General features: G+C 60.6%; 10 protein-coding genes. 4 read left to right on the forward strand and 6 right to left on the reverse strand.

Annotation, left to right across the window (positions count from 1 at the left end):
• Positions 1–26: 26 nt before the first annotated feature.
• Both B149_RS0107855 and trpB read right to left on the reverse strand, forming a co-directional pair.
• Positions 27–824: a 2-amino-3,7-dideoxy-D-threo-hept-6-ulosonate synthase gene (locus B149_RS0107855; protein WP_018124637.1), complete on the reverse strand. Its 798-nt coding sequence runs from the start codon at positions 822–824 to the stop codon at positions 27–29.
• Positions 825–1103: 279 nt separating this feature from the next.
• Entirely contained in the window at positions 1104–2324 is a 1221-nt protein-coding gene (trpB, locus tag B149_RS0107860; RefSeq protein ID WP_018124638.1) for a tryptophan synthase subunit beta, read from the reverse strand.
• Between the two features lie 287 nt (positions 2325–2611).
• Here trpB and B149_RS0107865 point away from each other — a divergent pair, with 287 nt between their 5' ends.
• Positions 2612–3964 (forward strand): MATE family efflux transporter, encoded by a 1353-nt coding sequence (locus B149_RS0107865; RefSeq protein WP_018124639.1) that lies wholly within the window; start codon positions 2612–2614, stop codon positions 3962–3964.
• 76 nt (positions 3965–4040) lie between these two features.
• Complete coding sequence (locus B149_RS0107870) at positions 4041–6323, forward strand: PAS domain S-box protein (RefSeq protein WP_026167515.1); 2283 nt, start codon at positions 4041–4043, stop codon at positions 6321–6323.
• Positions 6324–6412: 89 nt separating this feature from the next.
• Here B149_RS0107870 and lepB read toward each other — a convergent pair whose 3' ends face one another.
• The 4 genes from lepB to B149_RS0107890 form a co-directional block, all read right to left on the reverse strand.
• On the reverse strand, positions 6413–7087 hold the full coding sequence (lepB, locus tag B149_RS0107875; protein WP_018124641.1) for a signal peptidase I: 675 nt from the start codon (positions 7085–7087) through the stop codon (positions 6413–6415).
• 23 nt (positions 7088–7110) lie between these two features.
• Positions 7111–8913: a translation elongation factor 4 gene (gene lepA / locus B149_RS0107880; protein ID WP_018124642.1), complete on the reverse strand. Its 1803-nt coding sequence runs from the start codon at positions 8911–8913 to the stop codon at positions 7111–7113.
• A 147-nt stretch (positions 8914–9060) separates the two neighbouring features.
• Complete coding sequence (locus tag B149_RS0107885; protein ID WP_026167516.1) at positions 9061–10434, reverse strand: MFS transporter; 1374 nt, start codon at positions 10432–10434, stop codon at positions 9061–9063.
• A 129-nt stretch (positions 10435–10563) separates the two neighbouring features.
• Positions 10564–11031 (reverse strand): hypothetical protein, encoded by a 468-nt coding sequence (locus B149_RS0107890; RefSeq protein ID WP_156816778.1) that lies wholly within the window; start codon positions 11029–11031, stop codon positions 10564–10566.
• 104 nt (positions 11032–11135) lie between these two features.
• On the opposite strand from B149_RS0107890, the gene B149_RS0107895 reads away from it, so the two are divergent.
• Together B149_RS0107895 and B149_RS0107900 are read left to right on the forward strand one after the other, a co-directional pair.
• Positions 11136–11753: a LysE family translocator gene (locus B149_RS0107895; RefSeq protein WP_018124645.1), complete on the forward strand. Its 618-nt coding sequence runs from the start codon at positions 11136–11138 to the stop codon at positions 11751–11753.
• Positions 11754–11804: 51 nt separating this feature from the next.
• Positions 11805–12554, forward strand: coding sequence for a hypothetical protein (locus B149_RS0107900; RefSeq protein ID WP_018124646.1), 750 nt, complete (start codon positions 11805–11807; stop codon positions 12552–12554).
• Positions 12555–13493 lie beyond the last annotated feature (939 nt).

The raw sequence follows: 13493 nt of genomic DNA on the forward strand, positions 1-13493 counted from the left end.
CCGCCGCCCCGCCCTTCGCACGGCCGCTAGTCGAAAAGCTCCATGGCCGCGTCCACGCTCCAGTCCTCATGCACCACCTTGTGCAGCGCCTTGACAATGCGCGAGGGGTCGGCGTGCTGGAAGATGTTTCGTCCGACAGAGAGACCGGAACCGCCCGCCTGAATGGAGTCGTGTACCATCTGCACGATGTCGCGGTCGCTCTCCAGCTTGGGCCCGCCCGCGATGACCACGGGCACGCCGCAGGCTCCGTTGACCACATTGCGGAAAGAGTCGGGGGCGCCGGTGTAGTTGACCTTGACGATATCCGCGCCCAGTTCAACGCCCACCCGCGCGCAATGGGCCACCACAGCCGGATCATACTCGTCCGTCACCTTGGGGCCGCGCGCATACATCATGGCAAGGACAGGCATTCCCCACTTGTTGGCCTCGGAACAGACCGCGCCCAGATCCGCGAGCATACGGGGTTCGGTCTCGTCTCCGAGGTTGATGTGCAGCGAAACCGCGTCCGCGCCGAGGCTCAGAGCATCCTCCACGGTTGCCACGAGGGTCTTGGCGTTGGGATACGGGGACAGGGAGGTGCTGGCGGAAAGATGGATGATCAGCCCGATGTCCGGACCGTAATTGCGGTGAGAGCAGCGAGGGATGCCCTTGTGCATGAGCATGGCGTTGGCACCGCCTTCTGCCACCTGATTCACGGTCTTGCGCAGGTCCACCAGCCCGTAAATGGGCCCCACGGTCACGCCGTGGTCGATGGGCACGACGATGGTCCTGCCGTTGTTACGGTTCATGATCCTTTCCATCCGGACGGCTTTTCCCAGCTGCATGTCGGTCTCCTGTGTTTTATGCCCAGACAGGCCCGGGCCAAAAAAAGAGGCCGCGGGCTCGGAGCCTGCGGCCTTGGTGATTGACGTTCATTCAACAGTCAGTGCACACCCCAGCCACAGGCGTTCCTAAAAAAGAAAAAGAAGAAAAAGAAACGGGCGGCTGTGATGTTCATGGCTTTTGAATATCCGCGTCGCGCGGGGGTTGTCAATAATTGTTTGCGTATCGATGCGGTGACGGCGGCCTCCCCGTTCGCGACGGGAAGACCGCCGGTCCGGAGTCTATTTGCGCAGGTGCGGCAGCTCGAAGCAGCCTTCGCTGACCATGCGTTCGATCTGGGCCACGTCCTTGTCGCCGCGGCCGGAGAGGTTCACGATGATGATCTGATCCTTCTCCATGTTCGGGGCGATGCGCAGGGCGTGCGCCAGCGCATGGGATGACTCCAATGCGGGAATGATGCCTTCCATCTGCGACAGCTCGAAGAACGCGTCCACCGCTTCCTTGTCCGAGGCGTGGACGTATTCGGCGCGGCCGAGATCCTTGAGGTGCGCGTGCTCCGGGCCGACGCTGGGGTAATCCAGCCCGGCGGAGATGGAATAGACCTCGGCGGGCTCGCCAGCCTCGTCCTTGAGCATGTATGAGTTGAAGCCGTGCATGACGCCCGGTTCGCCAAGGCAGATGCTGGCGGCATGCTCGCCGTACTCCAGTCCGCGACCGGAAGGCTCCACGCCCACGAGCTTCACGCCTTCGTCCTCCACGAATCCGGAGAAGATGCCGATGGCGTTGGACCCGCCGCCCACGCAGGCGATGCAGCAGTCGGGCAGTTTGCCTTCGGCCTTCAGCACCTGCTTTCTGGCCTCGCGGCCCACAACGGACTGGAACTCGCGCACCATGAACGGATACGGATGCGGCCCGACTGCGGAGCCGAGCAGGTAGAACGTATTCTCGGCGTCCTTGACCCATGCGTCGAGCGCCTCGTCAACGGCTTCCTTCAGCGTGCGCTGGCCGGACTCGGCCGGGACCACGTTCGCACCGAGCATCTGCATGCGGAACACGTTGAGCTTCTGCCGCTCCACGTCCACGGCGCCCATGTGGATGGTGCATTCCATGCCCATGAGCGCGGCGGTGGCGGCGGTTGCCACGCCGTGCTGTCCCGCGCCCGTCTCGGCAATGATCTTTTTCTTGCCCATGCGCTTGGCGAGCAGAATCTGGCCGATGGTGTTGTTGACCTTGTGCGCGCCGAGGTGGTTCAGGTCCTCGCGCTTGAGATAGATTTTCGCACCGCCCATCTTTTCGGAAAGATTGGCGCAGTGGTACAGCGGGGTTTCACGTCCGGAATAATTGCTGAGGTAGTAGTGAAGTTCCTCGATGAAGTCCGGATCGTTGCGATACTTCTCGAAAGCTTCGGCAAGCGTGTTGAGAATGGGAATGATCGGTTCCGGCACATACTGGCCGCCGTATTCTCCGAAAAAGCCTCTCGCGTCGCAGGTGGTAGTCGTCATTGTTCCTCTCTCCTTGATACATCCGGCAGCGGGCAGACCATACAAAAAACCGCGGTCAGCTTTCACTGCCGCGGTTGGGTATACCTGTTCTTTTCAGTTCTCGAATGCAGGCAAATACGTTCCCCCGGCGCTGTTACCAGCGCCACCACCAATTCTGCAGGGTGAAGGACGTATCGATTGCGAACTGCATGGCGAAAAGCTAGGCGAATTCCCGTAGCGTTGTCAAGCATCTTGCCGCACTGCCGATTTTTCTTGCCCTCAAACGGCCTTGGCCTTAGCGTGAGAGAATGGAATCCTCCGACGACCTCACCACGGGGCCGATCCCGAAGCACATACGCAATCTGGCGATACCGGCCAGCATCGGACTGTTCTTCAACACCATGTACAACGTGGTGGACACATGGTTCGCCGGGCGCATCGGCACCGAGGCACAGGCGGCCATGTCCCTCTCTCTGCCGGTGTTCTTTCTGGTCATCGCCCTTGGCAACGGGCTGGCCACCGGCTCCACTGCGCTCATCGGGGAAGCCCTCGGCGGTCGCGACCGAGAACGCGCGGCCTTCGTATCCATTCAGGCCGCCGTATTCGGTCTGCTGACGGGACTGATGCTCACGGTTGTCGGTCCCATCGCGGCCCGCCCCCTGTTCATCTTCATGGGCGCGAGCACCGCCTACCTCGACACCTGCATGGAGTACATGACCCCGATCTTCATCGGCGCGCCGCTGTTCCTGCTGGTGTACATGTTCAACGCGGTGCTTCAGGCCGCAGGGAACACCCGCATCTATCGGAATTTTCTCGTGGCCGGAGCCTTGCTCAACTGCGTGCTCGACCCATGGTTCATCTTCGGCGGATTCGGCCTTCCGGCCATGGGCGTGGCGGGCGTGGCCTGGGCCACCGTGGCAGTGCAGGCGGTGGGCGTGCTCTATCTGGGTTCTCGCGCCAGAAGAACCGGCTTGCTCAGCACCGGACGGGGGCGCTTCCTGATTCCATCTCCCCTGCACTTCGCCCAGATCGCCGGGCAGGGCTTCCCGGCCTCCGTGAATTACCTGACCATCGGGCTAGGCATGTTCATCATCAACCACTTTGTCAGCGATTTCGGCAAATCCGCCGTGGCGGCCTACGGAGTGGCCATGCGTGTGGAGCAGGTGGCGCTCATGCCGAGCATCGGCCTAAACGTGGCCGCTCTGGCCATGACCGCCCAGAACAACGGAGCCGCCGCTTATGACCGGGTGCGACAGTCCATGCGCACCTGTCTGCGCTACGGCGCGTGGCTCACGATCCCGGCCTGCGTGCCGCTTCTGATCTTCGCCGAGCCGTTCATGAGCTTCTTCAGTTCCGACCCTGACGTGATCCGCATCGGCGCGGGCTATCTGCGCGTGGACGCCGTGGCCCTGTACGGTTATGTGGTTATCTTCGTCTGCACCTCCACCCTTCAGGGGCTCAAACGACCCATGTTCGCCGTATGGCTGGGGATTGCCCGTCAGGCCGTCGCGCCCGCCCTGCTCTTCTGGTTCTTCACCCGCCACCTCGACTACGGCATCTTCGCCATCTGGCTTTCCATCCTCGGCATCGTCTGGGTCTCGGCAGCGGTCTCCCTCAGATATGCCCGCAAGGAAATCGCCTCCAGACTGTCAAACCAATGAGTCTAATCCCCTTTTCAAAAAAGGGTTATTTCTATAGCATACGTTTCATCATAAAACCTCAACGGAACGGCTCCGTGTGAATAAAACGGTCATTACGGCGACACTGGTCACCGCTCTCCTCAGCATCGCACTGCTCGCGGTCACGCACGGCCTTGAACAGGAGCGCCATGCCCGACGCCAACGAATGGCCGTTTACCATACCCTTTCCAATGTCCAGACCCAGCTGCGCTGCGCCGCAAGCGAGCGGGCCATGCACCTTCGCTTCTTCCGCGACCGCGCCGCCGAGTTGCCCGCTCTCGACCGTACCTCCCTGTCCCGCCTGACCAAGGCGCTTGTCAGAGAGACCCCGGGCATCAGTTCGCTGGAAGTATTCCACGAAAATCGGCTGCTGTGGATCTATCCCGAACGCCTGACGAGTCTGGTGGGCACCGCGGAGACGGCACTCATTCCCCGTCGGCTGCTTGCCCGGCTGGATACCATGGACACGCCTTCGCAGGTGTTACTGACGCCCCCCATGCCGGACGATCACAAAGGGACGGACGTGGCACTCATGACCACCATCAGGCGTCAAGAACAATCAGGAACCGTGCCGCAGCCATGGGGGTACGTGGTACTCTTCATCGACAACCAGACGTTCCTGCGTCAGGCGGGCGTGGTCGAAGCCTTTCCCAACCTGCGCGTGGCGGTCCGCGAGGCGGGGCAGGACAGCCAGTTCATTTACGGCGGTCCGGCGGTCTTCGAGGCAGCCCCCGTTCGGCTCGACGTCCGGGTACCCGGGGCTGACTGGGAACTGGCAGGCATCCCCGCCGAGGGCTGGAGCGACTCCCCCTATCTCTTTCAGATATGGGCATTCGGTCTGCCACTGGCGCTGATCGGCACACTGGGTGCGTGGCTGCTGACGAGGCAGCTTCAGCTGCGCGCGCGTGAACGGGAAGAATACCGCCACCTCGTCCAGAACGCCCGAACCATCATCCTGCGCTTCGACATAGCGGGACGCATCACCTTCATGAACGAATACGGCCTGCAGTTCTTCGGCTACGAGGAAAAGGAACTGCTGGGACAGCCCATCATCGGGACCATCGTGCCCCCGGGGGCGCTCTCCGCAAGCGACATGCGCCGCATGCTCATCCGGCTCATCGATTCTCCCGGCAAACACTCCTTCCACGAAAACGAAAACGTACTTGCCAGCGGCGAACGGGTCTGGGTCGCATGGTCCAACAAGGCCGTGCTCGACGGACGCAAGCGGGTTAAGGAAATCCTCTCGGTGGGAACGGACATCACGGAACGCCGCCGCTTTGAGGAAGCCTTGCGCGAAAGCGAGAAGAAGCACCGTATGTTGGCGGAAAACATCACGGACGTGATATGGGGGCTCGACGCCAACCTGAACTTCACCTACATCACCCCCTCCGACCGACAACTGAGGGGATATCCCCCTGAAGAAGTCCTCAACCGCCCGCTTTGGGATTTCGTGGCTCCGGGATCCCGCGCGACGCTGCTTGACGGAGTGGCGGAGATCGAAGCCGCAGAAGGCACGGAGGAGCCGCTCAAGTCCCTGCGCATGACGCTGGAACTCACGCGAAAGGACGGCGGCACCGTATGGGTGGAGACCCTGTGCACCATCCTTTACAGCGAGGATGCCAAATTCGTGGGGTTGCAGGGCGTCTGCCGTGACATTACCGACCGCATCCGCATTCAGGCCCTGCGCGAGGACGTGGAGCGCATGGCGCGGCACGATCTCAAAACGCCGCTGTCCGCCGTCATCGGTCTGCCCGCCGAAGTGGCGAAGGAAGGGGTCAATGACCGCCAGCGCGAACTGCTCGACGTCATTTCCCGCGCCGGCAAATCCATGCTCGACCTCGTGAACCGCTCTCTGGACCTGCACAAGATGGAGACCGGAACCTACGAGCTTCAGGCCGAACCGGTGGACCTCGGGCGACTGCTCAACCAGATCCGCGCGGAACTGCGCTCGCTCGCCTCGGACAAGTCCCTGAGCATTGCGCAGGAGAACGGCGAGGAATCCGTGATCGTCATGGGTGAGGAGGTGCTGCTGCACAGCATGATTTCCAACCTGCTCAAAAACGCCATGGAGGCCTCCCCCGAGGGGGCAGCAGTTTCCATCCGACTCCGCACCGCCGGACATCAGGCCATGCTCACCATCCGCAACAAGGGCGAGGTCCCCAAAGAGCTCCGGGAGACGTTCTTCAACAAGTACTCCCGCTCCAAAAAGTCGAGAGGCTCAGGACTCGGCACCTACTCCGCCCGCCTCGTGGCCCGCACCCACGGCGGCGACATCGTCCTCAACACTTCTCTTTACGGCGAGACAGAAATCTCCGTCTCCATCCCGCTCATGCGCGGATAGGACTTCCCACCCGCTTAGGCCAAGACAGAAAAACGGGCCGCCCCCGAAGGAACGGCCCGAAATGATCAGCTATTCAGCGCCCAAACGCGCTATTCGATGATGGTGCCGATGCGGCCGAACCGGATATCCGTAAGAGATTCCCACGACCAGTAGATGAACAGGGCCTTGCCCTCTATGGCGTCACGATCCACGAAACCCCAGAAGCGTGAGTCATGGGAGCCGTCACGGTTGTCGCCCATGACGAAGTATTTGCCCTCGGGCACGGTGATCTTCGGCATCTGGTCGCGATGGGACATGCGGCCCTTGCCGTTGAAGTACTCGTCATACTGATCGGGCGGGAGCACGTCGGGCATGCTGGCCGGTCGCGGGTACACCATGCCGCTCGTGTACTGAGTGAAGTCCTCGTTCACGGGCTGGCCGTTGCGGTAGAGCTGCTTGCCACGGATCTCCAGCGTGTCGCCGGGCACGCCAACGATGCGCTTGATGAAGTCCACGTCCGGGTTTTCCGGGTACTCGAACACGATGACGTCATTATGGTCGGGATCCGTGACCGGAACGATTATATGATCCGTGAACGGCATCTTCACACCGTAAAGGAACTTGCTGACCAGCAGGTGATCGCCGATCTGAAGCGTCTCCAGCATGGAACCGGAAGGAATCTTGAACGCCTGCACGATGAACGTGCGGATGAACAGAGCCAGCAGTCCGGCCACCACCAGTATTTCAAGCGTCTCGCGAACGCTTCGGGTCAGGTCCTTCTTCATGAGATTACTCCGATTGGTGTCGGCTAATCCTCGTCGGTCTTGAGCACGGCGAGAAACGCTTCCTGTGGGATTTCGACGTTGCCCATGCGGCGCATGCGGCGCTTGCCTTCCTTCTGCTTTTCCAGAAGCTTGCGCTTACGGGTGATGTCGCCGCCGTAGCACTTGGCGGTAACGTCCTTGCGAAGGGGCGGATTGCGCTCCTTGGCCACGATGCGGCTGCCGATGGCTGCCTGTATGACGACCTCGAACATCTGCCGAGGGATGCTTCTCTTGAGTTTGAGCGCAATGGAGCGCCCCACGCGGGCGGCCTTGTCGCGGTGGACAATGCAGGAGAACGCGTCCACCGGGTCGCCGTTGATGAGCATGTCCAGCTTGATCATGTCCGCCTCGCGGTAGTCGATGACCTCGTAGTCGAGGGAGGCATAGCCCTTGGTGCTCGACTTGAGCTTGTCAAAGAAGTCGAACATGATTTCCGCGAAGGGAATCTCGTAGGTGATGATCACGCGGTTGGTGGACATGTAGGCGATGTTCTTCTGGATACCGCGCTTTTCTTCGCACAGCGCCAGCACCGCGCCGACAAAGTCGTTGGGCACGTGGACTTCCATGCGCACGAACGGCTCGCGAACACGCTCGATTTTGGTCGGATCCGGGAGCTTGCTGGGGTTGTCGATGACCAGCTCCTCGCCGTTGACCGTGGTCACGCCGTACACCACACTGGGTGCGGTGGTAATCAGACGCGCCTGAAATTCACGTTCCAGCCGCTCCTGAATGATCTCGATGTGCAGCAGCCCCAGAAAGCCGCAGCGGAAGCCGAAGCCCAGCGCCTGCGACGTTTCGGGCTCGAAGGTGAAGGCCGCGTCGTTGAGCTGGAGCTTTTCCAGCGCTGCCTTGAGCGGCTCGTATTCGGAAGGTTCCACGGGATAGAGCCCCGCGTACACCATGGGCTTGACCGGTTTGAATCCGGGGTAGGCATTCTCGCAGGGACGCTTCACCTTGGTGATGGTGTCGCCCACGGGCGCGTCGCCCAGATCCTTCATGGATGCGCTCACAAATCCGACCTCGCCCGGTCCGAGGCTCTTCACCTCTCTGGGATCGGGCATGAAGATTCCCATGGCCGTGACGTCGAACTTCTTGTCGTTGGACATGATGCGAATCTCGTCGCCCTTCTTGAGGGTGCCGTCCACGATGCGCACCAGCACGACCACGCCCTGATAGGAGTCGTACCACGAGTCGAAAATGAGCGCCTTGAGCGGGGCCTCGGGATCGCCTTCCGGCGGCGGGAGCATGTCCACCACCGCGTCCAGCACCCGGTCCACGCCTTCCCCGGTCTTGGCGGAGATGCAGATGGGGTCGGAGCAGTCGAGGCCGATGCTCTCTTCGATCTCTTCGGCGATGCGCTCGGGTTCGGCGCTCGGCAGATCGATTTTGTTCAGCACGGGGATGACTTCCAGGTCGTTGTCCAGCGCCAGATAGACGTTGGCCAGCGTCTGGGCTTCCACGCCCTGTGTGGCGTCCACGACGAGAAGCGCGCCCTCGCACGCCGCGAGACTTCGGGATACTTCGTAGCTGAAGTCCACGTGGCCCGGCGTGTCGATGAGGTTGAGGATGTATTCCTCGCCGTTGCTGTGCTTGTACGGGATGCGGACCGCCTGCGACTTAATGGTGATGCCGCGTTCGCGTTCCAGGTCCATCCTGTCGAGATACTGGTCCTTTTTCTGGCGTTCGGTCAGCAGCCCCGTCATTTCGAGAATGCGGTCGGCCAGAGTGGACTTGCCATGGTCGATGTGCGCAATGATGCTGAAATTTCTGATATTTTCTCTTTTCATAGTGTGCAGGCCCGGCGGGTTGATGTTTGGACGCAATTGAAGGCCCGGGGTTGCCGGGGAAGCAGGAGATGCTTTTTACGGCACTTCCGTCCATGTGTCCAATATAATGAACCCCGCCGTTTAACAAGCGTGTCGGTTTTCGTAAACTCAGCCCGTATGGCCGTTACGCGCACGGTATGCCAGAAGAATTCCCGGAATGCCGATGGAAGTGAATCCCATGAGGGAATATTGCAGCGACTTCACGTACAGGTCGATGTTCTGCGACGTGACCGGGTTCTGCCCCAGCATATGGGCCATGACCATGGTGATGAGGATCATGCCCGAGGTCATACCCACCGTGCGCATGGTGGCGGTCATGGCCGATGCCACGCCCAGATGCCGTGGCCCCACGCTGCCCATGATGGAACTCATGTTCGGGGTGGCGAAAAAGGCCGTCCCCACGCCCACGAGCAGCAGCACGGACACCACGTGCGGCAATCCGCTGTCCAGCCCGATGAAAGAACCGAGTGCGACCCCGGAGATGGAGAGCAGCATGCCGGTCCCGGCCAACAGGCGCGTCGGCAACCTGTCCGACAGCCTGCCCGAAATGGGCGAGAGCACCGCCATGGTCAACGGCTGTATCACGAGAATGCCCCCGGCCTCGTGCGCGGTCATCCCCCGCCCGTACTGCAGGAACACGCTCAGCAGGAACGTCACGCCGAATGTGGCGGTATAGTTGATGTACTGAGCCATATTACCGAATGAAAACACCCGGTTACCACGGAACAGGCGCATATCCAGCAACGGATGCGTGCAAAACAGCTCCCATACAACGAATCCGGCCACGGCCGCCAGTCCCGCCCCCAGCCAGTAGACGCCGTAAGGCTCGTCGAACGAGGAGCTGCCGAATACGGCCATGCCGATGCCAGAGACCGAAAGAGCCGCCCCAAGCCAGTCGAATCCGCCTTCCGTGCGTCTGCTGAACCTCATGGGCAACCCGCGCACCGAGAGCCAAAGCGCCGCAAGGCAGGGCACGAGCCCCGTGAAGAGCACCCAGCGCCAGCCGAACATGGTGGTCACCATGCCGCCCAGATACGGCCCCGCCGAGATGCCAAGATATATTCCCGTCACCGAGATGCCGATGGCCTTGCCGCGCTCCTCCGGCGGATACGCCTCTGCCAGAAGCGCCATGCCCGGCGAAACCATCATGCTCCCCGCAAATCCCTGAAACAGCCTGAGCAGCACGAAATGCTCCATGTCGTGCACAAACCCGAGCGCAAGAGTGATCAGCTGGTACAGAGCCAGCCCGATGGTGAAGATCAGTCCGCCGCCGAACATGTCGCACAGCCGCCCCACGGGAAGCAGCAGCATGGCTACCGCCGCAATGTACGAAGACTCCACAAGAGACAGCCCCACCGCACTGGCTCCCAGCTCACGCCCGATGGCAGGCAGCGCCACGGCAATTCCGGAAACCATGTAGGGAACCGCGAACTGTGTCGTGGTTATTGCAAATAATATTGAATGCTTATTTTTAGATTCCATGCTCAGAAAATCCCCAAGGGCGCACCCGCGGACCGCAGTCCGATCCGGTGCGCCCTCAAATAGTTTACGGTGCAACTAATCCAGTCCAAGGGGAGTGTCAACCGCAGGTCGCGGTTGTGAAAAAGTTCATTACATGGAGTTGATGAGGGTGTTGCCGCTGCCGCCCTTTTCGCCGCCCACGGCCCGGGCCGCCTTGGCGTCCTTGTCCAGCTTGGCCATGATGTCTCTGACGAATCTGCGCATGGTCGTCCGCTGGACCGGAGTCCTGACCTTGGTGCCGTTCTTCATCTCCGCGTGAATCTCGAACAGCACGTGTGCGTTGGGTCCCTTGGCGTAACTGTCCTGCTTGGAGGCAATTATCTTGACGGATTCGAAGACGTCCCGGTGCTTCCCGAGGTAGGTGCGCAGGCGCTCCATGCCGTCTTTGGGGACATCACCGCTCTTCAGGTCCCCGGTAAAGGAGATTGGCGGGCTGTTATGCGAGGAGAAAAAAAGCGGGCTGCGCCCTTCGAAGAAATCCAAACCGAAAAAGACGACCAGTGAGCCAATCGCGATAATGGCAAGCAGCACGTTCCTGATCACTTCGGTATTTGACACTCTCGACCTGGCAACCATATGTTCCCCTCTTTGCTGACGCCTTCAGTCAGTCTATAGCACAGCGTTATAACAGGTCAAGATGACCGCTTCTCACGGGAAAATCCATGTTCGCCACGCTTCTCAAAGGTATGATCATCGGCCTGTCAATCGCCGCCCCCGTTGGCCCCATGGGCGTTCTCTGCATCCAGCGCAGCCTCTCGGGAGGAATGCGCGGCGGCATGGCCGTCGGGCTCGGTGTGGCAGTCGCCGACGCCCTCTACGGCGCCGTTGCCGGCTTCGGCCTGACCTTCATTTCCGGCTTCCTGCTCGACCATCAGGCATGGTTCAAGATAATCGGCGGCTTCATTCTGCTCTGGATGGGTATCAAGACCCTTCGCCAGCCTACCGACATGCCCAAAACCGTGGCCACCCCGAAGCCCGGCGGTCTCGCCGAGGACTTCGGAGCATCGTTCCTGCTCGGCCTGACCAACCCCGCCACCATCGTCTTTTTCATGGCCGTCTTCACCGCCTTCGGTTCCGAAGGCCTGACCTTCGATGCACTCGGCGCCTGCGTTCTGGTCCTCGGCGTATTCCTCGGATCCACCGGCTGGTGGGCCTTCCTCAGCGCCGCATCCAACCGCATGAGAAACCGCCTCACAGCCAAACTGCCGCTTGTCACGAAGATATCCGGCGGCGTCATCGCCGCCTTCGGCATCGGCTCCTTCGCCAGCCTCATCATGTAATTTGCTTTTTTCCCACGCTGGAGTACCCTTCTGCAAAACCCGGAGCAGGAAATGGCCGAAGGCAAAGATCTCGACATACTGGAAATGCCCTTCGAAGGACTCGCCGCCTACTGGCTGTCCATCCGTAAGATAATGGACACCAGAAAAGGCAAGACCATCGTCCGCGACGAACTCGAAGGCACCACGGAAATCTTCATCCGGCACCTGCTGGAAACCGTCTTCTCCAAAATGGATGAAGGACTCGTACGCAAACTCGCCGAAGTTAAAAAAGACACCCTGCTCGACGATTATCGCCGCAAGATAGACCTCATGCGGCTCTCCCTGTTCGCCATAGCCTCCGGCGAGAACCCGCGCGTCACGCTCGTGCGCATGGACTCCAAATTCTCGCACGCCCCCCTCTCCGAAAAAAAAGCCTTCGAAATGGCCTCCGGACTCGTCCAGGCCGTCAAACAACAGGACGCCGACCTCGCCACCCTGCTCGCCGTAGACCACAAAATCCGCTTCGACCAGCTGGTTGTCAAACTGCTCTTCTTCACCATCTACGCACGAAGAGAAGGACGCACCGGACTCGACCGATTCCTCGGATACACCAAGTCCCGCTACTTCACCGAAGGACTCTCCCTCGCCATAGACAACTTCGAACCCGACTTCCTCGCCTACCATCTGGAAGGAATCCGAGACCAGACCATCAACGAAACCAGCCGCAAAATGGATATGTCCCTCGAAATGGCCCTCGGCATCAGAGCCAAAATGCCCTACGACGACGTATTTCGCATCGCCAAAGCCTACATGCCCGGATAAATCGTCTCCGACGGGCAGGGGCGCTGCCCCTGCACCCCGCCAAAGGGGCGGGCCCCCTTTGGAATCCCTGAGTTGTCAGCGGTGTTGCAGCTGCCGGGTTCATGCGGTCGCACTCCTCGCGTCCAAGCTGCAACCCCGCTGACGGGGGTTTGGGAGCTGTGGGGCTTGGCTGACGGGCTTCTGTAGCAAAACTTAGTTAAGCGGGATTCCGTCAGCCCGCAGACTTCCCACCTGTACTTCCAACAAAGCTTCTGCTCCCGCCAATCAAGTACCGCAGCAATGCCGATCGAGGCATAGAGGCTCTTTTGACCGGTCACGCAGGTCCGGGTGGTGTTTGTTAGCCACAAACGTTTCACCCGGAGCAGTGACCGCGTCATAGAGCCTCTCGCCGAGAGCGGCGGCTCACCCCCAACAGCGCAGTTTTTGCCTTCTTTTTTCTGCGCAAGCAAAAAAGAAGGTCGGCCGACAGGCCGAAACCTGCAACTGGTGCAAAACGGCAATGCCTCCGGCGGGCCCTTCAGGCGGACCAAAGGGGCGGGCCCCCTTTGGAATCCCTGCGTTGTCAGCGGGGTTTGGGAGCTGTGGGGCTTGGCTGACGGGCTTCTGTAGCAAAACTTAGTTAAGCGGGATTCCGTCAGCCCGCAGACTTCCCACCTGTACTTCCAACAAAGCTTCTGCTCCCGCCAATCAAGTACCGCAGCAATGCCGATCGAGGCATAGAGGCTCTTTTGACCGGTTACGCAGGTCCGGGTGATGTTTGTAGGTACAAACATTTCTCCCGGAGCAGTGACCGCGTCATAGAGCCTCTCGCCGAGAGCGGCGGCGCCCCCCCAAAAGCGCAGTTTTTGCCTTCTTTTTTCTGCGCAAGCAAAAAAGAAGGTCGGCCGACAGGCCGAAACCTGCAACTGATGCGAAACGGCAATGCCTACGGCGGGCCCT

The sequence above is a fragment of the Desulfovibrio oxyclinae DSM 11498 genome (genome assembly GCF_000375485.1).
GTDB lineage: Bacteria > Desulfobacterota > Desulfovibrionia > Desulfovibrionales > Desulfovibrionaceae > Pseudodesulfovibrio > Pseudodesulfovibrio oxyclinae.

Bases quoted from the DNA above. Each gene is read 5' to 3' on its own strand.
- B149_RS0107855 (WP_018124637.1), bottom strand. From the start codon at position 824: ATGCAGCTGGGAAAAGCCGTCCGGATGGAAAGGATCATGAACCGTAAC.
- trpB (WP_018124638.1), bottom strand. From the start codon at position 2,324: ATGACGACTACCACCTGCGACGCGAGAGGCTTTTTCGGAGAATACGGC.
- B149_RS0107865 (WP_018124639.1), top strand. From the start codon at position 2,612: ATGGAATCCTCCGACGACCTCACCACGGGGCCGATCCCGAAGCACATA.
- lepB (WP_018124641.1), bottom strand. From the start codon at position 7,087: ATGAAGAAGGACCTGACCCGAAGCGTTCGCGAGACGCTTGAAATACTG.
- lepA (WP_018124642.1), bottom strand. From the start codon at position 8,913: ATGAAAAGAGAAAATATCAGAAATTTCAGCATCATTGCGCACATCGAC.
- B149_RS0107885 (WP_026167516.1), bottom strand. From the start codon at position 10,434: ATGGAATCTAAAAATAAGCATTCAATATTATTTGCAATAACCACGACA.
- B149_RS0107895 (WP_018124645.1), top strand. From the start codon at position 11,136: ATGTTCGCCACGCTTCTCAAAGGTATGATCATCGGCCTGTCAATCGCC.
- B149_RS0107900 (WP_018124646.1), top strand. From the start codon at position 11,805: ATGGCCGAAGGCAAAGATCTCGACATACTGGAAATGCCCTTCGAAGGA.